Consider the following 24,637-nt stretch of genomic DNA (forward strand, 5'->3'; position numbering starts at 1 on the left):
TAGTTTCAGTTTGTTGGCTCGGTAACTGGATTATGTGGTGTTTTTAGCTAGTCTATTGCTAAGGTTAATCTTTTTGGTCATTATGCTATCAGGCACAATAATTATAGCGATATATATTAGGTGCTACTTATTATAAAAAATGCAGACACAATATATAACCCATTAGCGAGTGGAAGGTGCAGTTTGAAAAAAACACTCAAAGTAACAGATATTATCGCGCTAGGCTTTATGACCTTTGCGTTCTTTTTAGGTGCGGGCAACATCATTTTTCCACCGTTGGCAGGACAGCTAGCAGGTGAGAATATGTTACCTGCAATGTCAGGCTTTTTAGTTACCGCGGTTGGCTTACCTTTAATTGGTATTATCGCAGTAGCCATTGCTGGTGGTGGTTGGAGTGGGTTAACCCGTGATTTACCCTCAAAAGTAGCAACCTTAATGGCGGTATTGATTTTTATCATTATTGGCCCTGCGTTCGCAGCACCTCGTACCGGTCTTGTTGCCTATGAGATGGCTGTTAAACCGTTTATTACAGATGCTAGTCAAACCAGCTTAACTATTTTTTCTATCCTCTTTTTTGCTGTAGCACTGTTTTTTGCTTGGTCTCGCGGTAAATTGATCGACATGATCGGTAAGTTTTTAACACCAGCTTTATTTGTGGTATTGACGGTACTTGCGATTGCTGTGTTCATGAATCCGCAAGGCAGCATCATTGCAGCGCAAGGTGAATATGTCTCTCAACCGTTTACCAAAGGTTTCCTTGAAGGCTACAACACCATGGATACCTTTGCAGCACTGATGTTTGGTATGTTGATTGTTGATGTTATTCGTAGTAAAGGTGTGACCGATGACAAGACCACTTGTACTTATCTTATCTATGCAGGCTTAATTGCTGCTGCAGGTTTAGCGTTTGTGTATGTGTCATTGTTTTACCTTGGCGCAACCAGTGCAAGTATTGCAGCTGGTGTTGGTAATGGCGGTGCTATTTTAACGACTTATGTGATGGCGTTATTTGGCCCAACGGGACAGATTATTTTATCAAGCATTGTACTGCTAGCATGTTTAACTACTGCGATTGGCCTAATTAGTGCGTGTGCTGATTATTTTAGTACACTAACACCACTATCTTATAAAAAGTGGGCAGTACTATTAGCTATCGTGTGTGCAGTGGTGGCAAATGTTGGTTTAAATATGCTGATTTCATTATCGATACCAGTATTATTTGCCTTGTATCCTGTCGCGATTGCATTGGTAGCATTAACCTTAGTGCGTAAATGGTTACCGAATCCACGTTTAGCTTATCGTGCGGTGCTGTTAGTTTCTTTTATCTTTAGTATGATTGATGTGGCGAAGTACTTGCAGTTTGATGTATCAATGTTCAGTAGCTTACCGTTGTTTAATTACGGTATGGGCTGGGTATTACCAACCTTGATTGCACTGGTGATAACCCGCTTTGTCGGTGCTAAGAATAACAATAATCATAGCGATACTGTTGCTGTGTAATAACACCGTTATTGCTAAACAAAAAAGGGATGCCACATTGGCATCCCTTTTCTATATGATGTCGTTTATGGCGGTTAAGCTCTTATGGCAGTTGGGCGTATTCCAGCATGATTTGTTCACACCATTGCTCAATGCGGGTATCACTTAATTCATATTGGCTATCTTCATCTAACGCTAAACCGACAAAAAATTGTTGATCTGCAGTTAACGCTTTTGATGCTTGAAATTGGTAGCTGTCATCATTGGGCCAATAACCGATAAATTGCACTCCAGTGGAACATAGCTGATCGTGCAACATGCCCATCGCATCTAAAAACCACTCGGTATAACCTTCCTGATCGCCAAGACCAAATAGCGCCACCGTTTTTTGTTGTAATTGTAAACCATCAAGTTGTTGCCACACCGCTTCCCAATCTTCTTGGATTTCACCAAAGTCCCAGGTTGAAATGCCTAAAATCAACATGTCATATTGGTTCATTTCTGCTACTGGCGTGTGCTTAATATTGTGTAATTCAATGATTTCAGCCCCGAGGCAATCACGAATTTTTTCTGCTGCCATTTCGGTATAGCAGGTGGTTGAGCCATAAAACAAGCCAATTTTCATGTCGTGTACCTTGTGTGCTTATTGGTAGATTAAAGTGTACTCGTTATTGTTGATTGAGCTCAAGACTCGGTTGGCATTGAAAGCGATAAGTTTAAGATTAATAAACAGAGAACGAGGTTACTTTTTAGAATAAATATCCTATCATGCGCTAATTACTGTGTTTTTATCCATGTATTTAAACCGTCTTACGACACAGCTTATGGTGAGGTAAAAATGGTAACCGACGATGTTATTATTGAACGCTTTCTCGATGCGATGTGGATGGAGCGAGGGTTATCTGAAAATACTCTTGCTTCTTATCGCAATGATTTAAAAAAGTTACAGCAATGGATGCAGCAGCAAAATATTGTGCTTTCAGAGGCTTCGATTGATGATTTACAACGTTATCAATTATGGCTATTTGATCAAAATTATAAGCAAACCTCGCGTGCTCGTATGGTGTCAGCTATTCGACGTTTATTTCAATACTTATACCGTGAAAAAGTGCGCGTCGATGATCCTAGTGCGATGCTGGTGACGCCTAAATTGCCGCAACGGCTGCCTAAAGATCTTACCGAAGCACAAGTTGATGCATTATTAGAAGCGCCAGATGTTAATGATCCGCTGCAATTGCGTGATAAAGCAATGTTGGAATTATTATATGCCACCGGACTACGTGTGACAGAATTAGTGACCTTAACCATGGATAAAGTCAGCTTACGTCAAGGCGTTGTGCGGGTGACAGGTAAAGGGGATAAAGAACGGTTAGTACCTATGGGTGAAAATGCGGTTGATTGGATTGAGCAATTTATTGACAGTGGTCGACCGCTATTATTAGGTGAAAAAAGTTCAGACGTGTTATTTCCTAGCCGACGTGCAAGGCAAATGACACGTCAAACGTTTTGGCATCGAATAAAATATTACGCTGTCTTGGCGGGTATTGATGCTGATACTTTATCGCCCCATGTGATGCGGCATGCCTTTGCGACTCACTTACTTAATTACGGCGCAGATTTACGAGTGGTACAAATGTTGCTTGGTCATAGTGATCTATCAACGACTCAAATTTATACCCATGTTGCGACGGAAAGATTGAAACAATTGCATCAAAGCCACCATCCGCGTGCATAATTATGAGATGTTGTTAGATAAAACTAGCGATAATATTTGTATTTAGGGATACTTCATTTATGCTGCGGATATAAAAATAGTAGTGTAATTGAAACTATATAGTTGTGATCTCGGTCTGTTGTTATATCGAGATCGTCATCACTTTAAAAGGGAATAACAAGATGCATTTTATTCGTCGCACCGTGCTGGCTACGGCTGTTGCACTGACTGCTTTTTCTGCGGTTGCAAAACCTGATGTCGCAGCTATCACTAAACAACTTTCAAATATTGGTTTAACGCCAAGCTCAATTACAGCCTCACCGATGGCGGGTGTTAATGAAGTTGTGACTGAACGTGGTGTAGTGTATGCCTCTGATGACGGACAATATTTTTTAGCGGGCCATTTATACCAAAATACCGGTGTTGAGCCGATTAATTTAACTGAGCAAAAAATGGCACAGTTAAATAAAGCTAAATTGGCGGACATGGATAAAGACATGATCGTTTATCCGGCTAAAAATGAAAAATATGTGGTAACTGTGTTTACTGATACCAGCTGTGGTTATTGCCGTAAATTGCATAATGAAATGCAAGGTTATAACGATGCCGGTATTACAGTACGTTACCTTGCTTTCCCACGCGGTGGTGAGCGTTCAAGTAACTTCAACCAAATGAGTGCAATTTGGGGCGCAAAAGATCGTGCTAAAGCGATGCATGATGCGAAAAATGGCTCTTTTGATGAATCAAAGATCACCCCACGTCCTGATTTAGTGATGCAGCAATATCAATTAGGTGTTGCAATGGGTGTTAATGGAACGCCTGCAATCGTGCTAGAAGATGGCACGATGATCCCTGGCTACCAACCGCCAGCAGCATTACTACAGTTATTGGATAGCAAAGCAAAAGCTAACTAATTGATAAATCATTGCGCCATTGAATATAAAGCCTGATAGTGATATCAGGCTTTTTTGTTAGTGGTGATTTGGTTAAGATGAAAAGATAATCATTCCCTTAAAGAAGCCGTTATTATGATAGAAATCAAGCGTCGTCCTGTTGCCGATCCTCAAGGCTTCTCCAGTGCAATTCCTGCTATTTTGCAGCGTATTTATGCCAGCCGTGGTATTAGCAATGAAGCGGAATTGGAACGCGGTGCTAAAGGATTACTTAACTATAACCAACTTTATGGCATGGCTGATGCTGTTAAATTATTAGTGACGGCATTGGCCAATAATACCCGTATTATTATTGTCGGTGATTTTGATGCTGATGGCGCCACTAGCTCAGCATTATCTGTCTTAGCGTTAAAAATGCTAGGCTGTCGAAATGTAGATTATTTAGTACCGAATCGATTTGATGATGGTTATGGTTTAAGCCCTGATGTAGCGCAACAAGCCATTGAACGTGGGGCTGAATTGATCATGACGGTTGATAACGGCGTTTCTTCGATTAGCGGTGTTGCAGCAGCAAAAGCACAAGGAGTACAAGTGCTGGTAACTGATCATCACTTGCCTGGTGATTGTTTACCTGCAGCTGATGCGATGGTGAACCCTAACCTCAATCAATGTGGCTTTCCATCAAAAGCATTATGCGGCGTTGGGGTGGCATTTTATTTGATGTTGGCTTTGCGAGCTGAATTGCGTAATAACGGCTGGTTTGAACAACAAGCGCTAGCTGTGCCTAATCTAGCTGAATTGCTGGATTTAGTGGCATTGGGCACGGTTGCTGATGTGGTGGCTTTAGATGGCAATAACCGCATTCTCGTTCATCAAGGGTTGCAACGTATTCGCGCCGGTAAATGTCGTCCTGGCATTCAAGCATTAATCGAAGTGGCTAATCGTGATCCTGCCCGTTTAGTGGCAAGTGATCTTGGATTTGCTTTAGGCCCTCGCATTAATGCCGCAGGGCGCTTAGATGATATGTCATTCGGGGTTGAGTTATTATTGTGTGACAACATTCAAGCAGCGCGTCGTATGGCGTCAGAGCTTGATGCGCTTAATCAAACCCGTAAAGAAATCGAACAGGGAATGAAAGAAGAAGGTCTCGCTATTTGTGAACGGTTACAGTTTAATCAGCAGGATATGCCTTATGGTTTAGTGCTGTTTCAACGTGATTGGCATCAAGGCGTGATCGGTATTTTAGCCTCGCGGATCAAAGATAAATATCATCGTCCAGTGATTGCATTTGCTGATGCAGGCAACGGTGAAATCAAAGGATCTTGTCGCTCTATTGCGGGACTGCATATGCGAGACGTACTTGATGTAGTTGATACTCAACATCCGGGCATGATTTTAAAATTTGGTGGTCACGCGATGGCGGCGGGCTTGACGCTTAATGAAGCGCAACTTGATGCTTTTAGTACTGCGTTTGATGCTGCGGTACGTAAAGTGTTAGATGAAGATGCACTCCAAGGTGTTCTGCTTAGTGATGGCGAATTACAGCCGTATGAATTGACACTTGAGACTGCTGAAATTCTGCGTGCGGGCGGGCCGTGGGGACAGCAATTTCCAGAGCCAACCTTTGACGGTACGTTTAGACTCCTGCACCAAAAGCTGGTGGCGGGTAAACATCTAAAAATGATGGTTGAGCCGTTAGCGGGTGGTAGCGTCATTGATGCGATTGCATTTAACGTCGATCTTAAGCTGTGGCCTGATGCGTCAGTGCAGCAAATTGAATTAGTTTATCGCCTCGATGTGAATGAATTTCGTGGTAACCGCAGTGTGCAATTGATGGTTGAACATTTAGCGGCGAAATAATATCAACCTGGTAATGAAACCCTGAGTGGTGGGGATCTTGGTGTTTACAGCCTAGATTGTCACCATATTTTGATTAATTTTCTGATAACCTTTCTCTCCCTCTGTATATTCTATCTACAATTCGATAGAATCTTGCGGTTATATCTATTTCGGTAATGAAGCGTGGCGATGTTCGAAATTAATCCTATTAAAAACCGACTTGAGGATGTGTCAGCACGTACTGACATCCTTAGGGGGTACCTTTGACTATGATGCGAAACAAGAGCGTCTAGAAGAGGTAAATGCAGAACTAGAGCAACCAGATGTATGGAATGAACCTGAGCGCGCTCAAGCGTTAGGTAAAGAACGTGCAGCCTTGGAAGCAGTAGTTGAAACTATTGACCAATTAGACCAAGGCGTTGAAGACGTTGAAGGCCTACTTGAGTTAGCCGTTGAAGAAGACGATCAAGAAACCTTTGATGAGATTGAACCTGAGTTAGCTGAGCTTGAAGCTAAGTTAGCTAAGTTAGAATTTCGTCGTATGTTTGCTGGCGATCACGATAGTTCTGATTGCTATCTTGATCTTCAAGCAGGCTCGGGTGGTACTGAAGCACAAGATTGGACCTCAATGATGCTGCGCATGTACTTGCGTTGGGCTGATGCTAAAGGTTTTAAAACCGAAATCATTGAAATCTCTGATGGTGATGTTGCTGGTCTGAAATCTGTTACGGTTCGTATCAGCGGTGAGTACGCTTATGGTTGGCTACGTACTGAAACCGGTGTGCACCGTTTAGTGCGTAAATCACCGTTTGATTCAGGCGGCCGTCGCCATACTTCGTTTGCTTCAGCGTTTGTGTATCCAGAAATTGATGACAATATTGTTATTGATATCAATCCTTCTGATTTACGTATCGACGTATACCGCGCATCGGGTGCGGGTGGTCAACACGTAAACACCACTGAATCAGCAGTACGTATTACGCACGTGCCAACCAATATTGTGGTGCAGTGTCAGAACGATCGCTCTCAGCATAAGAATAAAGATCAAGCAATGAAGCAGTTAAAAGCAAAATTGTTTGAATATGAAATGCAAAAGCAAAATGCTGAAAAACAAGCCAGTGAAGATACTAAATCAGACATTGGTTGGGGTAGTCAAATCCGTTCTTATGTATTGGATGACTCTCGCATTAAAGATTTACGTACTGGGGTGGAAAACAGAAACACCCAAGCAGTACTAGACGGTGATTTAGACCGTTTTATTGAAGCAAGCTTGAAATCAGGTCTGTAACCGAATTTCAGTAAAATTTTAAGGGTTCCCCATGACTGACCAAGTACAAGATGAGAATAAACTGATTGCTGAGCGTCGCGCGAAACTGGATATGATTCGCGAAAACTGCAAAGCAAATGGCCACCCAAACGATTTCCGTCGTGATAGCTTAGCGGCTGATCTACAAGCAAAATACGGTGAGATGACCAAGGAAGAGCTTGAACAAGCGGGTCATGTATTTGCAATCGCTGGTCGTGTTATGGCTAAGCGTGGTCCTTTCCTAGCGATTCAAGATGTGTCTGGTCGTATTCAGGCTTATGCATCTAAAGATGTTCAGAAAGAGCTAAAAGCGAAATATTCTGGTCTAGATATCGGTGATATTATCGGTGTTAAAGGGGTACTGCAAAAATCAGGTAAAGGTGATCTTTACGTTGAGATGGATAACTACGAGTTGCTAACTAAAGCACTACGTCCATTACCTGAAAAATTCCATGGTCTAACTGACCAAGAGATGCGTTACCGTCAGCGTTATGTTGATCTGATTGTAAATGATGATTCTCGTCGTGCATTTGTGATCCGTTCAAAAGTTGTTTCAGCTATTCGTAGCTTCATGGTGACCAAAGGCTTCATGGAAGTTGAAACGCCAATGATGCACGTGATCCCTGGCGGTGCAACTGCACGTCCATTTATCACTCACCATAATGCACTAGATATCGACATGTACCTACGTGTTGCACCTGAGCTTTATCTTAAGCGTCTAGTGGTTGGTGGTTTTGAGCGTGTATTTGAAATCAACCGTAACTTCCGTAACGAAGGTCTATCTCCTCGTCATAATCCAGAATTCACGATGATGGAATTCTACATGGCGTACGCAGATTACAATGATCTGATGGATATCACTGAAGAAATGCTAAGCAGCATCGCAATTGATGTATTAGGCTCTTCTAAAATGCCATACGGTGAGTTCGAAGTTGAATTTGCAGGTCCTTATACTCGTATGAGCATGTTGGATGCAATTAAGCAATACAACCCAGATCACGCAGAAATCCAAGCATTAACTTACGAAGGCGTTGCTGATCGTGAGCTAATGGTTAAGATCGCAAAATCTGTTCATGTGGATGTAGAAAGCTTCTGGACATGTGGTCAATTACTTGAAGAAATCTTTGGTGAAACGGCTGAGCCTCAACTAATGCAACCGACGTTCATTACAGAGTACCCTGCTGATATTTCTCCACTTGCTCGTCGTAACGATGAAAACCCATTCATTACTGACCGTTTTGAATTCTTCATCGGTGGCCGTGAAGTGGCGAATGGTTTCTCTGAGCTTAACGATGCTCAAGACCAAGACCAACGCTTTAAAGCACAGGTTAACGCGAAAGATGCGGGTGATGATGAAGCAATGTACTATGACGCAGACTACATTACCGCGCTAGAGCATGGTTTGCCACCCACTGCAGGTCAAGGTATTGGTATTGACCGTTTAGTAATGCTATTTACTAACACTCATACTATTCGTGACGTTATTTTGTTCCCGGCAATGCGCCCACAATCAAATAACTAATTGAATTGTTATAAAAAGCCATCGCTTAATGCGGTGGTTTTTTTTGGCTTTTTTTTGGCTTTTTTGTTAAAAGGAGTCAAAAAAGTGACAAATAGCAATTATTGAGGCCACAATATAACCGACATCATGATTTTATATTCGCTTAATCATATTATAGTAAACAAGTTGCACTTGATCGTGTATCATTAATGAGATAATTGTTAAGTTAAATATAAGATAATTGCTTTATTCAAGGAGGGATAAATGACAATTGGAATGGTAAAAAAAGCAAAAGCGGTTATTTCTAATACCTTGGTTGTTTTTGGTGGCAATAATCAAAATTGGTTACCTGCAATGGAAACCGCGGGCTGGCTATGTCACCGTTGTTATGATTTGCGTACCGCAGAAACATTACTGTTAGAAATTGGTCCTTGCATTGGCGTGGTTGATCTTAGCCATGATGATTTTAGCATTCATAGTTTTTCAGCGATGGTTAATCGTAATAAACAAGTGCGTTGGATTGCGATTGTGCGCGATGATCAATTGAACAATGAAGCTATTGGCCAATTTATCGTCAATTTTTGTCTCGATTATTTTTCTGTTCCTATTCCTCCTGAGCGCTTACAACAAACCATTGGTCACCAGATTGGTATGCTTAATCTGGAACGTCAAGTATGGCCACAATTAGGCAATTTTGGTCAGCAAGGGCTGCAAGGCTCGACGGCCGTAATGAAAAAACTACGTGATCAAGTTAAACGGATAGCATTAAGCGATGTGCCTGTCGTCATCAGTGGTGAAATTGGTACTGGTAAGATATTAGTCGCAGACGCTATTTTTCAAGCATCAGCGCGTGCTAAACAACAGGTAATCCGGATTAATTGTGAAACCATGACCGCAGATTGGCTGCTTGAAACCGCCAGCGGGACTGAATCGGTATTTGAAGCTGCAAATAATGGTGTGTTGGTACTTGAAGAGTTTACCGAGTTAACCGATGCCTGCCAGCAGGTGTTATATCAAGTCTTGGCTGAAGGGTATTACTATAATCAAGCGGGTGAGGCGATTAGCGTTGATATTCGTGTTATTTCTATTACCAAACATTCACTTGAGCATTTAGTGACTTTAACGACATTACGGCGTGAATTATATTTTCGTTTAAATGTGGTGTCATTAACGGTGCCGACATTACGTGAACGCGGTAACGACATTGTTGTTTTAGCCGAATTTTTATTATTAAAATACGCGCGCCAGTATAATAGTGTCGCTAAATCTTTATCGGAACAAGCACAAGCAATGCTATTACAATACCCGTGGCCAGGTAATGTGCAGGAGCTTATTTGCCAAATTAAGCGTGCGGTATTACTCGCAGAAAATAAATCTATTGAAGCGGAACAATTAGATATTCCACGTTTAGTCGATGATAAATTAAGCTTGAAAAAAGTGCGCGAAGAATCTGAACGTAATGCATTATTAACCGTATTAGAAAATAATAAAGGTCAAATTTCTGCCGCGGCACGAGAGCTCGGGGTATCAAGAGCGACGATGTATCGACTGTTAAATAAACATGAGCTTATTCCACCACCACGTTGCTTTCGTCAAGGGCATGCGTAAAGCGGGCTAAATAAAGTGTCGTTGCAATAATTGTGCAGTAAATTGTTTTTTTAAGTAAAAGCCACGGGGTAGGGTTTTAATCGGTTGGCCATTAGCGCCATAGGCTTCGGTGAGTGCTTTACTATTGGCCGCTTTTGGGCGTAATTGTAGCACTTCACCATGACGAGCGGTGATTGATTCTACTTGGCCTAATACAATCAGATCCATCAACTCTTCCCAATCTTGCCGTAATTGTTGTTCTTCTTCTGCACTTGGGCTCCATAATAGTGCCGATCCAACATGACGATCTTCAAGTGGAATATCACGCTCTCCTTCAACGGGAACCCATAATACGCGTGCCAGTTTTTGCCTTATATGACTACTTTGCCACTGCAGACCTTGTACGCCAATTAACGGTGCAACACAGACAAAGGTCGTTTCTAATGGCTTGCCTTGATAACTGATCGGAATTGTTTTGAGTTCAATGCCAAGTTCAATAAAGTCAGGTACAGGCTTACTACCTGCCGTTGCACCTAAATGCCATTCTAAAAGTTGTCCAACCCAGCCTTTATCGCGCTTAAGGTTTGGCGGCGGAATCATGCCAGCGAGCGCTGCTAATTCACCTAGCGTCATGCCTGCCAATTGCTGGGCGCGATAAAGTAATTCGGCTTCTGTTTTTGGTGTAGGTTGCATGGGTTGTTGGCTCATAAGATATTGTGATAGGACCAATAGTGAAGACAGTATTGGCTGATAATACTATCATATCAGCGGTGGTTGTAGGTGAAGATCTACGATGATCGTTATCCGCAATAAATGGTTACCATTGATCATTTAAGTTATAGAAATGAAATAATAGTGCTGAAATGTCTGCTGATGCGTAACTTGTGGCAGTTATTTAGCGCTAAGATCAAAATAAAAAGATATCCACAGCTTTTTTATGAAAAATATTTTTTTTTAGTTTAACTGAGTTTTTATACAGTATTGTGTTGGAATAATATTCGTTATGATTCGATCTTGTTCATTGCTAAAAGCCATATTTTGTGGATAACGCTATTATTGGTTGATCTTTAACCGATCTATTTTTAGTGATGTGAAAGTTAACTTTATTTTTATTTATTATGAATTTTGCCTGTAGTTATAACTATGATTTTAAATGATAATTTTGTTTTTAATTGGCTTTTTATTGGGGGTTGTAAAATTTTTTATAATCACTTAAATATGCTTTTTTTAGGTTTCTGCACAAATCTATCCACAGAAAGAGTGAATAAATGTGGGGTATGTCTCACTTAGCTGTTGGTAAAGTGGTCATTATGCAAAGTTATCCCAAATATGGTTTAAAGCGAGGAAAACTGATCGATATTAATGAATGTTTGTTTACCGATCACGTCTACTATGAAAAAATCACTATTAATAGATATTTATACTTGAGGTCGTCCAGTGATTGATGGCGATGGATACCGCCCTAATGTAGGGATCGTTATCTGCAATGGCCATGGCCAGGTATTTTGGGCTCGACGATATGGACAACATTCTTGGCAGTTTCCGCAAGGTGGTATTGATGAAGGTGAAACCCCTGAACAGGCCATGTATCGTGAATTGTATGAAGAAGTAGGGTTAACCAAAAAAGATGTCAGGATTATTGCGTCAAGCCGTCATTGGTTACGTTATAAATTGCCTAAACGTCTTGTGCGGTGGGATTCAAAACCTGTTTGTATCGGTCAAAAGCAAAAGTGGTTTTTGCTGAGTTTAGAATGCGATGAGTCCAAGGTTAATATGCAGCGTGGTGCTACACCAGAGTTTGATGGCTGGCGTTGGGTAAGCTATTGGTACCCAGTAAGACAAGTGGTGTCTTTTAAGCGTGATGTCTACCGTCGTGCATTGAAAGAGTTTGCTGCTGTCGCAATGCCATTTAAAGAATGGAAAGAACGTAAATTTAAACGCACCAAGAGTAAGCGTAATTAGCAAAATAGAGGTTATTGGCTCACAGGGAACAATTTAAAGGCTCACTATGCTGACACAGCTAAGAGATATTGTTGACAAGGTTGTTAGCGCCCATACATTGATTGATGCATTGGATCAATTAGTCTCAAACACGACGTTAGCAATGAAGACCGATTGTTGTTCGGTGTACATTGCCGATCATCAGCGTCAGGTTTATACCTTGATGGCAACACAGGGGTTAAATAAATCTCGACGGCGTATTAGTTTGCGCTTTGATCAAGGGCTTGTAGGATTAGTGGGCCAACGAGCAGAGCCATTAAATGTTGCAGATGCGCGTTTACATCCTCGTTTTAAACATTTACCAGGGATCGGAGAGGAATCTTTTCGATCCTTTTTTGGTACACCTATCATACATCAGCGCCAAGTCCTTGGTGTTATCGTAGTTCAACAGCGTCAGCAGCGAGAATTTAACGAAAGTGAAGAATCGTTTTTAGTCACACTTGCCGCGCAATTAGCGGGTATTTTAGCCCATGCGAAAGCACAAGGAATGTGGTTTGAACAAGGTAATCGGCTCCATTTAACTGGCTCAGCAGCATCCAGTGGCGTTGCGGTGGCAAAAGCATGGTGGGATGATACTCAGCCATTATTAGAGCATGTTGCGCCAGCGTCATGTTTAAATATTCATGCCGAACAAGACCGATTAACGATTGCGATTGATGCGGCAGCAAAAGAATTTCGCCGTTTACGGAAGCGGTTTGATAGTGACTTGCAAAAAGAAACCCTCGCTATTTTTGATCTCTTTAGTCATTTACTCAATGATCCATTGCTACGCCAAGATCTTAAAACTCGTATAGATAGTGGTGATCAAGCGGAATGGGCTGTGCGGCAAGTGGTTGAAGCGTATTCTAATCGTTTTGCCAATATGAAAGATCAATACCTTAAAGAGCGAGCGCGTGATATTCGTGAATTAGGGCAGCGGTTATTGTATTTTTTATGTGATGACGAGCCTAATGAACAGCAATGGGATGAACCAATTGTACTACTGACGCGAGAGTTAACCGCTGCAATGTTAGCGACAGTACCTGCGGGTAAACTGGCTGCTGTGGTTGCTCAAGACGGTGCCGCCAACTCACATGCCGCTATTTTATCTCGCGCATTAGGTATTCCTGCCATTATGGGGGTCGATTTTACCCCACATACAGTGCACAACAATGTGGTGGTAGTTGATGGCTATCGTGGTGATTTTTTAGTCAATCCAAATCGACATGTGTTGGCTGAATATCGACGCTTATTGCGTGAAGATGATGAACTTGAAAAAATTGTTGAAGGTGACCAGCAACAACTGGCAGTAACTAAAGATCAGCAACGGATCATGGTTCATATTAATGCAGGCTTAAGTGCCGACTCGCATCTTGCTATCAATAAAGGTATTGATGGCGTAGGACTTTACCGCACCGAAGTGCCGTTTTTACTGCAACGTAGTTTTCCCTCTGAAGAAGAACAAATTAATCAGTACCGCACTATTTTGCACACTTACCCACATCAGCCGGTTGTGATGCGTACGCTTGATATTGGCGGAGATAAACCACTACCTTATCTATCAATTGAAGAAGATAACCCTTTTCTAGGCTGGCGTGGAATTCGATTTACGCTCGATCATCCTGAAATATTTATGATCCAAGTACGAGCCATGCTACGCGCTAGCATTGGTTTGAACAACATGGATATTTTACTGCCGATGATTTCAAGTATTAATGAACTTGATGACGCTAAAGCGATTATTGAACGGGCGTATGCGGATGTTGCTCAAACAGCATTAGCGGCAGGGCAACAACTGCATAAGCCTCGCATTGGCATTATGATCGAAGTGCCATCAATGTTATATCAACTCCATGCGTTGGTTGGGCGAGTCGATTTTCTCTCTGTTGGTAGTAATGATTTAACCCAATATTTATTGGCGGTTGATCGTAATAATGCGCGAGTCGCCAGTGTTTATGATGCTCTGCATCCTGCGGTGTTACATGCGCTAAAGCATATTGTTGATAGTGCTGAAAAATATCAATTACCGGTGTGTGTTTGTGGTGAATTAGCAGGCGATCCTGTTGGCGCATTATTACTGGTTGGAATGGGCTATCGTTCGTTGAGTATGAATGCACGTAATGTCGCTAAAATTAAATATATTTTACGCCATATCAAGAGTAGCGATATGACTGCGTTGACGACTCAGGCATTGCAGGTTGATATTGCTGATGATGTGCGTCAATTAACGACAGCATTTATTGAGCAGCACCAGTTAGGTGGATTTATTCGAGCAGGTAATAAATAATGGCGACCTCTTCGGTTAAGGTTATGGGTAGTTATTATGCATGAAAGCGTAATATGGCTTTTCTCTATGTGCTTAATTTTAGGTGCAGTAGTGGGGGTATTAGCAGGATTATTGGGAATAGGTGGCGGTTTATTGGTCGTGCCCGCTTTGGTATGGTTGTTACCACAAGCTGGCATTGAACCTGCGATGCTAATGCACATTGCATTAGCGACATCATTAGCCAGTATTGTCATGACCTCAATGGCTTCTGCGCGCAATCATTTTAGATTGGGAAATGTTGATTTCTCAGTGGTTAAAGTGCTTGCTCCGGGGATCATCATTGGCGGATTAGGTGGTAGCGTGGTGGCAGAATTAGTGCCTGCACAATATTTACCCAAAGTGTTTGCAGTGATTGTGCTGCTGCTTGCTTTACAAATGTTGCTATCGCTACGTGTCACTCGTGCTCGATCATTACCAAGTGCATTAGCATCGGCTGCTGGTGGTTGTGTTATCGGCTTATTATCAAGTTTAGCCGGCATTGGTGGTGGTTCATTAACGGTGCCATATCTGAGCTATTTTGGGATTGAAATGCGCCGTGCGATTGGCTCGGCATCGTTAGTTGGTTTTCTTATTGCAATATCAGGCATGATAGGCTTTATTTTTGCGGGAGTAGGGAGTGCTGATTTACCGGCATATAGCCTAGGGTATGTGTATTTACCGGCATTAGTAGGGATTGCTGCGACCTCAATGATTACCACTCGTTATGGTGCGGCATTGGTGACGCGTTTACCAACAGCAACGCTTAAAAAGCTATTTGCGATATTACTGCTTATTATCAGTATTAAAATGTTCATGAGTTGATATTGACTAGCTTTAAGCTCGCTATCTTCTGATAGAATTAAAAGTAACGACTTTAGACGCCTAGCTTTTGCTGGGCGTCATTAATTTAACGGGTAGGACAATGAAACAGTACTTAGCGTTGTGTCAGCGAATTGTTGATGATGGTGTATGGATTGAGAATGAGCGTACAGGGAAACGTTGTCTAACGGTTATCAATGCTGATTTAAGCTATGATGTTGCTAATAACCAATTTCCATTGATCACTACTCGTAAAAGCTTTTGGAAAGCGGCAATTGCTGAGTTATTAGGTTATTTACGTGGCTATGATAATGCTGCTCAATTTCGTGCTATTGGTTGTAACACATGGAATGCCAATGCTAATGATAACCAAGCATGGCTCGACAATCCCTACCGTAAAGGTGAGGATGATATGGGGCGCGTTTATGGTGTTCAAGGCCGTCGTTGGCAAAAGGCAGATGGTACGGTTATCGATCAATTAAAGAAGATTGTTGATGATCTAACCAAAGGAATTGATGATCGTGGCGAAATTTTAACGTTTTATAATCCAGGTGAGTTTGATATGGGCTGCTTACGCCCATGCATGCACACCCATACCTTTTCATTATTAGGTGATACGCTGTACTTGACCAGTGCTCAGCGTTCTTGTGACGTACCGTTAGGGCTTAATTTTAATCAAGTTCAAGTGTTTACATTACTGGCGTTAATGGCACAAATTACTGGCCATAAACCGGGTCAGGCTTATCATAAAATTATTAATGCTCATATTTATGAAGATCAATTACCGTTAATGCGTGATGAACAGTTAACTCGCACGCCATTTGCATCACCACAATTGATTATCAACCCTAAAATTACCTCACTAGAAGATTTAGAAACCTGGGTAACGTTGGATGATTTTGAGGTGGTGGGTTATCAACACCATGCGCCGATTCAGTACCCATTCTCGGTATAGTGTTAAATTAAAAATGGTGCAGTTTAATGGAAATTATATTGATGCCATTAATTAACTCCGATACTTATTAGACAGGTTATCAGCGTCAATTATTAGAATAACAAAAAGCCCCGCACAATTGCTTGTGTGGGGCTTTTTATTTAACAGTGCTTTTATTTAGTTAACGTAACGATTAAGCTGTAAACGCTAAGATTGAACCTGGAATAGCAATGAAGACTAAGCCTAGGTAACCTGCAACTGCTGCTTTGTTCTTGGTTGCTAAGTCGCTGAGGAAGAAAGCACACTTAAGCGGAATTTCACGTAAGAACGGTACACCGAAAATTAATACTGTAGCTAGCACGTTAAAGCATAAGTGTACCAGTGCAATCTGTAGTGCAAATACTGCGTGCTCACCTGATACTGCTGTCGCTGCTAGTAGTGCAGTGATACAGGTACCGATGTTTGCGCCCAGAGTAAATGGGTACACTTCACGGACAGTTAATACACCAGTACCTACTAGTGGTACCATCAAACTGGTTGTTGTTGATGATGACTGTACTAGCACGGTTACCGCAGTGCCTGAAGCAATACCATGTAATGGACCACGACCGATTGCGCTCTTAAGAATATCGCGAGCACGACCCACCATTAAGCCTCGCATTAAGCGACCCATTAGCGTAATCGAAACGAAAATCAGTGTAATACCTAGAATGATTAGACCAAAACCACCGTTGTGACCAAAGGCTTCTAGTGGGCCTTTTACTAAATCTACTGCTGGTTGCGTTATCGGCTTCATGAAATCCATGCCGTCCATGCTCATATCACCCGCTTTTAAGAACGGCGATACTAACCAACCTGATAACTTATCAAGAATACCAAACATCATTTCCAATGGAAGGAAAATGGCAACGGCTAATAAGTTAAAGAAATCATGTACAGTCGCACTTGCGAATGCGCGACGGAATTCTTCTTTACAACGTGCGTGACCTAAACTAACTAGTGTATTGGTTAATGTAGTACCGATATTGGCACCCATAACCATTGGAATAGCGGTTTCGACCGGTAAACCACCTGCCACAAGACCAACGATAATAGAGGTTACAGTACTTGATGATTGAATAAGTGCAGTCGCAATTAGACCAATCATTAAGCCTGCTACTGGGTGAGAGGCAAATTCAAATAATGTTTTTGCTTGCTCGCCGACAGACCATTTAAAACCGCCGCTGACCATAGAAACAGCAACGAGTAACAAATATAGCATGAACGCCAGGTTGGCCCAGCGGACCCAACGCATAGAGCTGAACTTAGATGCAGCAGTAGTGGCTTGGGTAGTCATAATCATTTCTCCATGACAGGAATATGTCGTTTAGGTGTCATTTTGTTGAAATCTGCGTGAATAGTAGTTTGGTTATATTTCAGAAATATTACACTGAGTGTCATAAATGAATATTTGTTCGCGTTTTGTCAGCAAAGTGAGAGCGCAACCGATTAAATTTCACAATGTCATGTTGCAATAATACTCTCTAGTAGATTGTTTCTAATTGTTTTTTAATGAAATGAATTATTAGATGTAAAAATCATGCTGGAATCGTTATTTAAAGTAAAATTTTGCTATTTATTTTATTTTCAGCATAAAACTAATGAATCGTTGTTTATTAACAGTGCGGATATAGTAGCTCTATAACTACAACCTTTCGGTTTTACCGAGTATTTATATCTATACAAACGATTTTTCAGATTATGAGAATGACGTTTACACTAAATTTAATTGAGATGACCAAGTATTTAGCTAACCTTATAGTTAGAGCAGCTTGGATCGCGTGGATAATATAGTTAAAGGAGTGACGGTCGATGACCGATGCTATTCGTAAGTTTCTTAAATTAGAATCAGCTGGCGGTATTATTCTTATTATCGCTGCGCTAATTGCAATGGTTATTGCTAACTCGCCATTGGCATCGATATATAATGACACTTTGCATAGCTACATTGCAGGATTATCAGTAGCGCATTGGATCAATGACGGTTTAATGGCAATTTTCTTTTTCTTAATTGGATTAGAAGTTAAACGCGAGCTAATTGAGGGCGCGCTTAATACTAAGGAAAAGGCAATCTTTCCAGCGATAGCCGCTGTCGGCGGCATGATTGCGCCAGCATTAATTTATACCGCCTTTAATTACGGCGATCCGATGGCAGTGAAAGGCTGGGCTATTCCAGCGGCAACGGATATTGCATTTGCACTGGGTGTAATGGCATTACTGGGTAATCGCGTCCCGGTGAGCTTAAAAGTTTTCTTATTAGCGCTGGCTATTATTGATGACTTAGGTGTGATTGTTATTATCGCTTTATTCTATAGTTCTGATATATCGACTATCGCGCTAACCGTAGCATTTATTGCGACAGCGACGCTGGTTATTATGAACTTAAAGAACATCACCAGTATTCCATTATACTTAATTGTTGGTGCTATTTTATGGTTCAGCGTACTGCAATCAGGCGTTCATGCAACCTTGGCTGGTGTGGTATTAGGTTTCGCAGTGCCATTAGCAGGTAAAGATGGTCGTGCAGATACCCATTCACCGCTTAAAACCATTGAACATGCATTACACCCGTATGTTGCTTTCTTAATCTTGCCATTATTTGCATTTGCAAACGCAGGTATATCACTTACCGGTGTATCACTGGCGAGTCTATCTGCAATGTTACCGATGGGGATTGCAGCCGGTTTGTTTATTGGTAAGCCAGTCGGCATATTTACTGCATGTTTTATTGCGGTTAAGACGGGTGTGGCAAAATTACCTGATGGGATTAACTTCAAGCATATTTTTGCAGTATCAATCCTGTGTGGTATCGGATTTACGATGTCGATTTTCATCTCATCATTGGCGTTTGTTGGTGCGGGTGAGAGCTTTGCGACTTATTCACGACTTGGAATCTTATTAGGTTCTACTGTTGCAGCTGTTGTTGGTTACATAATGTTGAGTAAAACACTACCTAAATCAGAGGTGTAATATGAAAACGTTGCTAGTTGTTATTGCGTGTTTATTTTCATTATCGAGTGTTGCTGCGAATTATCAGCAGTGTACTAATGACGATCGTTCTGAGTTATGCCAAGCATACTTACAAGGGATCCATGATGCTAAAGCGACCGCAGTCAAAACATCGACTGTGAGTGAAAGTTCGTTCCGTCAACGTGCGTTAGAACAACGTGGTGGCGAGCGAGTACGCAATTTAGAGCGACTGCAGCGTTAATTACGACTCAAATACGATCTTGGTTTGATTTTACTATAATTTATAGCGTCAAACATTGAACAGCCCAGTGGCACAGCGTAAGCTTTGCCGCTGGGTTTTTTTATTTAAAATAGCGGCAATGTCTCACTTAAATTATAACCATCTTTATTATTTTTGGATGGTCTGCAAACAAGGTTCAGTAACCAAAGCTGCTGATGCATTATTCCTGACACCACAAACGGTTACGGGTCAAATTCGTTCATTAGAAGAGCGTTTAAAAGGCAAGTTAACTAAACGGGTTGGGCGTAATATTGAACCAACAGAGCTTGGCCAATTGGTGTTTAAATATGCTGATAAGATGTTTGATCTCAGTTATCAAATGCTTGATCGTATTAATTATACCCAACGTGATAACCAATTGTTTGAAGTTGGCGTAGCTGATGCGTTGTCAAAACGATTAGTGAGCCAAGTGTTGCTTGAAGGTATACCGAATGATCAACGGATCCAATTAAGTTGTTTTGAATCGACCCATGAAATGTTGTTAGAGCAGTTGTCACAGCATAAATTAGATATGATTCTGTCAGATTGTCCGGTGAGTTCGACCCAAAACCCAGGCATATATAGTAAAAAACTCGGTGAATCAGCGATGAGTTTTTTTTGTACTGATGACTTATCTGATGCTGATTTTCCTGCTTGTATTGAAGATTATAAATTATTAGTGCCCAGTCGGCGTTCTGCGATGGGACGAAAATTACATCAATGGTTTGATCAGCAAGGGATCACGCCAAATATTTTGGGCGAGTTTGATGATGCAGCCCTAATGAAAGCGTTTTCTTGTTACCACAAGTCGATGTTTATCGCGCCATCGATTTATGCTGATGAGCTAACCAGCAGCAGTCGAGTTCATGAAGTGAAGCGAGTGGTTGATATTTGTGATGAGTATTTTGTTATTTTTGCTGAGCGAATGATCATGCACCCTGCAGTAAAACGTATTTGCGCAGCAGATTTTAGCAATTTATTTTAAATAACCAATTATAAATTAACGCCTTACGAATACAAGGCGTTAATGGTTACTGTTGTTAATGCTAGCCTATTTCTGCGGATCTGCTGCTAATGGCGCTTTAAGGTCTTTTTCTTCTTTATCTTTGGCTGAAATTGAAATACCGGCCGTTAAGTTATAACGCATTGCATCTTCAAACGACCAATCAACAATGGTGAGATCTTGACGCTTAACCAGCGTTGTCACGCCTGCTATTTGGTAACTGAGTGGAAACAGTACTGGAACCCAGTCACCTTCAGGTAATGCGTTTGTCAGCGGCTCTGGGGTGTCGTTAGCCATAATAAAGCCCACTACATAGGTATCATTGGCCTGATGGACTAACACTGTTTGCTGACTTTTATTTTTATTGTCGCTACTCATTAATGAGGCAATATCATTAATGCTGCTATAAACCGTTTTAAAAAACGGGAATCGCATTAATTGACGAATGATAAAATCATATAGCCATGCGATAGGGCTGACAGAAAAAAGCAGTCCAGCAACAAACAATAAGATCAGAATGAGTAAAAAACCAGCACCTTTAAAGAGTTCATTGATGTGAACAAGACCAAATAAAAAACTGCCTACTTCATCTAATGACTCAAAAAGTGACCAGAATAACCAAATACTTAATACTAGCGGCAGAACGTTGAACAAGCCGCGTAATAGCGTTTTTTTCATTTTATGCTCGAAGATGTGAAATAAATTCAACTATAAAGTTAGCAAGGTTAACGATTGAAGTGCTAGTTTTATAGACGATGGCTAATGAAGAGACATAAAAAAACCGACCCTAAGGTCGGTTTTTTTTAATCTAGACTCATTAATTAAAATTAAAGAGCTTTGATTTTCGCTGTTAGACGAGCTTTGTGACGTGCAGCTTTGTTCTTATGGATCAGGCCTTTAGTAGCCATGCGATCCATAACAGGTTGCATTTCAGCGAAAGCTTGTGTTGCAGCTTCTTTATTACCAGCTTCAATAGCGATAATTACTTTCTTGAAGAAAGTGCGCATCATAGAACGACGGCTAGCGTTATGCTGACGACGTTTTTCTGAAGTTAGTGCACGTTTCTTAGCAGATTTGATATTTGCCAAGGGTGTAACTCCCAAATCTTGGTATGGTGACAATTTAAGGCCGAGGACTATGCCCTTAATCTTAATCATTGTCAAATGATTCGTGCAAATAACCGCCATACCAATCTAGTTGGCACTTGCGGATTAACACGGTTAATATGGCGGAAGATTTTACCAGTATTTCGAATCAGAAGTCACCTTTCTGAACATCTTTTATGAGGTTTTTTTGTGAGTAAGCGTCTTTTACGCTCTGGAATGATAGTTAGCGCCATGACTTTGGTGTCCCGCGTGCTCGGTTTGGTCCGAGATGTGGTCGTCGCTAACCTAATGGGAGCAGGGGCTGCGGCCGATGTTTTTTTCTTTGCCAACAAAATTCCCAACTTTTTACGTCGTCTTTTTGCAGAAGGCGCTTTTTCGCAAGCCTTTGTACCCGTATTAACGGAATATCATGCAGCTGGTGACGTAGATAAAACGCGATTATTGATTGCTCGTGCCGCAGGTACGTTAGGCGGTATTGTTACCATCGTGACTTTAGTCGGTGTATTAGGGTCGGGAGTGGTAACGGCATTATTTGGTTTTGGTTGGTTCTGGGATTGGGTTCACGGCACCGCGCCTGGTGCTGAAAAATTTGAGCTGGCCAGTTTATTACTGAAAATTACTTTTCCCTATTTGTGGTTTGTTACCTTTGTGGCGCTATCTGGCGCAATTTTAAACACTCTCGGTAAATTTGCGATCTCATCGTTTACGCCAGTGTTTCTTAATATTGCGATTATTGGTTGTGCGGTGTTTGTTGCTCCCCATCTCGCCAAACCTGAAATTGGTTTAGCGGTGGGTGTTTTCATCGGTGGTTTAGTTCAATTTGGTTTTCAATTACCGTTTTTATATCGTGAAGGTTATTTAGTACGGCCACAATGGGGCTGGAATGACCCTGGGGTGACTAAAATACGTAAACTGATGCTTCCTGCTCTGTTTGGCGTTTCAGTCACTCAAATCAATTTATTGCTTGATACTCTGATTGCCAGTTTTCTGATGACGGGCTCAATCAGTTGGTTATATTATTCCGATCGCTTATTAGAGTTCCCGTTAGGTCTGTTTGGCATCGCGATCGCGACCGTAATTTTACCGGCGCTATCACGTAAGCATGTTGATAAATCCCCTGAGCAGTTTTCGCATACCATGGATTGGGGGGTGCGAATGGTGTTGATCTTAGGCATTCCTGCAATGCTGGGGATGATCACCTTAGCCAAGCCAATGTTGATGGTGATGTTCATGCGGGGTGAGTTTGATCTGTATGACGTTAATCAAACCGCAATGTCGCTATGGGTGGTATCAGCAGGTCTACTTAATTACATGTTGATTAAAGTATTTGCGCCGGGTTATTACGCTCGCCAAGATACCAAAACACCAGTAAAAATTGGTATTATTGCCATGGTGAGTAACATGGTATTTAACGCTATTTTTGCCCCATTCTATGGTTACGTTGGTTTATCGATTGCGAGTGTATTATCAGCGCTGTTAAATGCTGGATTGCTATATCGAGGCTTACACAAAGAAAATATTTACCGCGTCAGCCGTCAGACATTATTGTTTGTGCTGCGATTAGCGATTGCTGGTGTGGTGATGGTGGCCGGATTACACTGGTTCAGTCCAACCACAGAACAATGGTTAGGGTTCCATTTACTAGAGCGAATGATGTGGCTATTTGGTTTGATCTTCGGTGGTAGTGGGCTTTATCTGCTATGTGCGATTATTTTAGGTGTTCGTCCACGCCATCTGCGTGCGGAAAGCTGATTGAAACCGCTGAGTAGTATATAATTCACCAGTTTTACGCGATAAAACGCTTTTCAGCCGTTAAAGGGGTGGGTGGTTTGTCGCGGTTATTAAATTTTTGGCTGTTATTGGTCATCATATAAACAAGTAACCTGATTGTAGGATGAACGAATAGCCTTATGAGTACTGACATAGTTAAATCACCTATGGAATTAATTCGAGGTATACCCAATATTCAGCCATACCATCATGGTTGCGTGTTGACGATCGGTAATTTTGATGGCGTCCATCTTGGCCATCAAACCTTGCTTAAACAGGTGGTGGCGAAAGCACATTCAATGGGACTTGCCGCAACGGTGATGACGTTTGAACCACAACCACAAGAACTTTTTGCTGGTGATAAAGCGCCAGCAAGGTTAACCCGTTTTCGTGAGAAATATGTAGAATTGAAAAAAGTCGGCATTGATCGATTATTGTGTGTTAATTTTAATCATCATTTTGCTGCCATGACTGCTGAATATTTCGTCGAATGCTTGTTGGTAAAGCAATTGGGTGTTAAATTTCTGGTTATTGGTGATGACTTTCGTTTTGGTCAAAAGCGACGTGGTGATTTTGCGATGCTGGTGGCGGCTGGTAAGAAATACGGATTTGAAGTAATTAGTACGGCAAGTTTTTGTGTTTCACAGCAGCGAGTAAGCAGTACTGCAATTCGTCATGCGTTAGCGAATAATGAATTAGAGCAAGTAGAACAAATGCTTGGTCGACCATACAGTATTCGTGGCCGTGTCTCACACGGAAGAAAATTAGGCCGTACTATCGGCTTTCCAACAGCGAATATTCCACTTAAACGCCGTGTAGCACCTGTTGCAGGAGTTTATGCGGTTGAAGTGTTGGGTATTACTGCTACGCCCATTGCGGGTGTGGCGAATGTTGGCCACCGACCAACAGTACAAGGTGTACGACAACAACTTGAAGTTCACCTATTTGATTATCAAGCCGATCTTTATGGTCGTCAGCTTGAAGTCGTGTTACGCCATAAATTGCGTGACGAACAAAAATTTGAATCATTCGATGCGCTGAAACTACAAATCGAACGAGATGCTCAAGCAGCACGGGTGTGGCTGTCTGAGCGTAATAATGTCCAATTTCGCCCAAGTAACGGAATCTAGAAT

General features: G+C 41.6%; 21 protein-coding genes. 16 read left to right on the plus strand and 5 right to left on the minus strand.

Going from position 1 to position 24,637, the window contains the following annotated elements:
- Positions 1 to 183: 183 nt before the first annotated feature.
- Positions 184 to 1,500 carry a branched-chain amino acid transport system II carrier protein gene (gene brnQ, locus G6R09_RS15595; RefSeq protein ID WP_065169132.1) on the plus strand — a complete coding sequence of 439 codons (1,317 nt, stop codon included), beginning with the start codon at positions 184 to 186 and terminating at the stop codon, positions 1,498 to 1,500.
- An 82-nt stretch (positions 1,501 to 1,582) separates the two neighbouring features.
- Here brnQ and fldB read toward each other — a convergent pair whose 3' ends face one another.
- Complete coding sequence (gene fldB, locus G6R09_RS15600) at positions 1,583 to 2,104, minus strand: flavodoxin FldB (protein WP_065169133.1); 522 nt, start codon at positions 2,102 to 2,104, stop codon at positions 1,583 to 1,585.
- 213 nt (positions 2,105 to 2,317) lie between these two features.
- Here fldB and xerD point away from each other — a divergent pair, with 213 nt between their 5' ends.
- The 6 genes from xerD (at position 2,318) to G6R09_RS15630 (ending at position 10,340) form a co-directional block, all read left to right on the plus strand.
- Positions 2,318 to 3,214, plus strand: a complete 897-nt coding sequence (gene xerD / locus G6R09_RS15605; protein WP_163923435.1) for a site-specific tyrosine recombinase XerD — start codon at positions 2,318 to 2,320, stop codon at positions 3,212 to 3,214.
- A gap of 161 nt (positions 3,215 to 3,375) precedes the next feature.
- Positions 3,376 to 4,107, plus strand: coding sequence for a bifunctional protein-disulfide isomerase/oxidoreductase DsbC (dsbC, locus tag G6R09_RS15610; protein WP_065169135.1), 732 nt, complete (start codon positions 3,376 to 3,378; stop codon positions 4,105 to 4,107).
- Between the two features lie 114 nt (positions 4,108 to 4,221).
- Entirely contained in the window at positions 4,222 to 5,946 is a 1,725-nt protein-coding gene (gene recJ / locus G6R09_RS15615; RefSeq protein WP_163923439.1) for a single-stranded-DNA-specific exonuclease RecJ, read from the plus strand.
- Between the two features lie 168 nt (positions 5,947 to 6,114).
- Positions 6,115 to 7,213, plus strand: a protein-coding gene (gene prfB, locus G6R09_RS15620) for a peptide chain release factor 2 (protein ID WP_107204539.1) whose coding sequence is annotated in 2 segments (ribosomal slippage) — positions 6,115 to 6,189 and positions 6,191 to 7,213 — 1,098 coding nt in all. Because the reading frame shifts where the segments join, the coding sequence is not laid out codon by codon here.
- A gap of 31 nt (positions 7,214 to 7,244) precedes the next feature.
- The gene (lysS, locus tag G6R09_RS15625; RefSeq protein WP_065169137.1) at positions 7,245 to 8,753 is read left to right on the plus strand and encodes a lysine--tRNA ligase; all 1,509 of its coding nucleotides are present in this window, start codon (positions 7,245 to 7,247) and stop codon (positions 8,751 to 8,753) included.
- Between the two features lie 255 nt (positions 8,754 to 9,008).
- Positions 9,009 to 10,340: a sigma-54-dependent transcriptional regulator gene (locus G6R09_RS15630; protein ID WP_373423721.1), complete on the plus strand. Its 1,332-nt coding sequence runs from the start codon at positions 9,009 to 9,011 to the stop codon at positions 10,338 to 10,340.
- Between the two features lie 6 nt (positions 10,341 to 10,346).
- Here the strand turns inward: G6R09_RS15630 and mutH are convergent, their stop codons facing one another.
- On the minus strand, positions 10,347 to 11,012 hold the full coding sequence (mutH, locus tag G6R09_RS15635; protein ID WP_065169138.1) for a DNA mismatch repair endonuclease MutH: 666 nt from the start codon (positions 11,010 to 11,012) through the stop codon (positions 10,347 to 10,349).
- A gap of 744 nt (positions 11,013 to 11,756) precedes the next feature.
- Between mutH and rppH the strand changes: the two genes are divergently transcribed.
- The 4 genes from rppH to G6R09_RS15655 all read left to right on the plus strand — a co-directional run bounded on the left by rppH (position 11,757) and on the right by G6R09_RS15655 (position 16,378).
- On the plus strand, positions 11,757 to 12,281 hold the full coding sequence (gene rppH / locus G6R09_RS15640) for an RNA pyrophosphohydrolase (RefSeq protein ID WP_060997643.1): 525 nt from the start codon (positions 11,757 to 11,759) through the stop codon (positions 12,279 to 12,281).
- 46 nt (positions 12,282 to 12,327) lie between these two features.
- Positions 12,328 to 14,586, plus strand: coding sequence for a phosphoenolpyruvate--protein phosphotransferase (ptsP, locus tag G6R09_RS15645; protein WP_065169139.1), 2,259 nt, complete (start codon positions 12,328 to 12,330; stop codon positions 14,584 to 14,586).
- A gap of 36 nt (positions 14,587 to 14,622) precedes the next feature.
- Positions 14,623 to 15,426, plus strand: coding sequence for a sulfite exporter TauE/SafE family protein (locus tag G6R09_RS15650; protein WP_163923441.1), 804 nt, complete (start codon positions 14,623 to 14,625; stop codon positions 15,424 to 15,426).
- Positions 15,427 to 15,526: 100 nt separating this feature from the next.
- Positions 15,527 to 16,378 (plus strand): thymidylate synthase, encoded by an 852-nt coding sequence (locus G6R09_RS15655; protein ID WP_163923445.1) that lies wholly within the window; start codon positions 15,527 to 15,529, stop codon positions 16,376 to 16,378.
- A 172-nt stretch (positions 16,379 to 16,550) separates the two neighbouring features.
- Here G6R09_RS15655 and G6R09_RS15660 read toward each other — a convergent pair whose 3' ends face one another.
- Positions 16,551 to 17,693, minus strand: coding sequence for a Na/Pi symporter (locus G6R09_RS15660; protein WP_065169142.1), 1,143 nt, complete (start codon positions 17,691 to 17,693; stop codon positions 16,551 to 16,553).
- 515 nt (positions 17,694 to 18,208) lie between these two features.
- Between G6R09_RS15660 and nhaA the strand changes: the two genes are divergently transcribed.
- From nhaA to nhaR, 3 genes are all read left to right on the plus strand, one after another.
- Positions 18,209 to 19,366, plus strand: a complete 1,158-nt coding sequence (gene nhaA / locus G6R09_RS15665) for a Na+/H+ antiporter NhaA (RefSeq protein ID WP_065169143.1) — start codon at positions 18,209 to 18,211, stop codon at positions 19,364 to 19,366.
- 1 nt (position 19,367) lies between these two features.
- Positions 19,368 to 19,607: a hypothetical protein gene (locus tag G6R09_RS15670; protein ID WP_065169144.1), complete on the plus strand. Its 240-nt coding sequence runs from the start codon at positions 19,368 to 19,370 to the stop codon at positions 19,605 to 19,607.
- A 118-nt stretch (positions 19,608 to 19,725) separates the two neighbouring features.
- Positions 19,726 to 20,610, plus strand: coding sequence for a transcriptional activator NhaR (gene nhaR, locus G6R09_RS15675; protein WP_065169209.1), 885 nt, complete (start codon positions 19,726 to 19,728; stop codon positions 20,608 to 20,610).
- 66 nt (positions 20,611 to 20,676) lie between these two features.
- Here nhaR and G6R09_RS15680 read toward each other — a convergent pair whose 3' ends face one another.
- Entirely contained in the window at positions 20,677 to 21,306 is a 630-nt protein-coding gene (locus G6R09_RS15680) for a DUF502 domain-containing protein (protein ID WP_240345775.1), read from the minus strand.
- 149 nt (positions 21,307 to 21,455) lie between these two features.
- The gene (gene rpsT / locus G6R09_RS15685; RefSeq protein WP_036796485.1) at positions 21,456 to 21,716 is read right to left on the minus strand and encodes a 30S ribosomal protein S20; all 261 of its coding nucleotides are present in this window, start codon (positions 21,714 to 21,716) and stop codon (positions 21,456 to 21,458) included.
- Between the two features lie 207 nt (positions 21,717 to 21,923).
- On the opposite strand from rpsT, the gene murJ reads away from it, so the two are divergent.
- Both murJ and ribF read left to right on the plus strand, forming a co-directional pair.
- Positions 21,924 to 23,486, plus strand: a complete 1,563-nt coding sequence (gene murJ, locus G6R09_RS15690; protein WP_205523002.1) for a murein biosynthesis integral membrane protein MurJ — start codon at positions 21,924 to 21,926, stop codon at positions 23,484 to 23,486.
- Positions 23,487 to 23,671: 185 nt separating this feature from the next.
- Entirely contained in the window at positions 23,672 to 24,634 is a 963-nt protein-coding gene (gene ribF / locus G6R09_RS15695; RefSeq protein WP_163923503.1) for a bifunctional riboflavin kinase/FAD synthetase, read from the plus strand.
- The last annotated feature ends 3 nt before the right edge of the window (positions 24,635 to 24,637 follow it).

The sequence above is a fragment of the Photobacterium sp. Alg240-V54 genome (genome assembly GCF_900537155.1).
Classification (GTDB): Bacteria; Pseudomonadota; Gammaproteobacteria; order Enterobacterales; family Vibrionaceae; genus Photobacterium.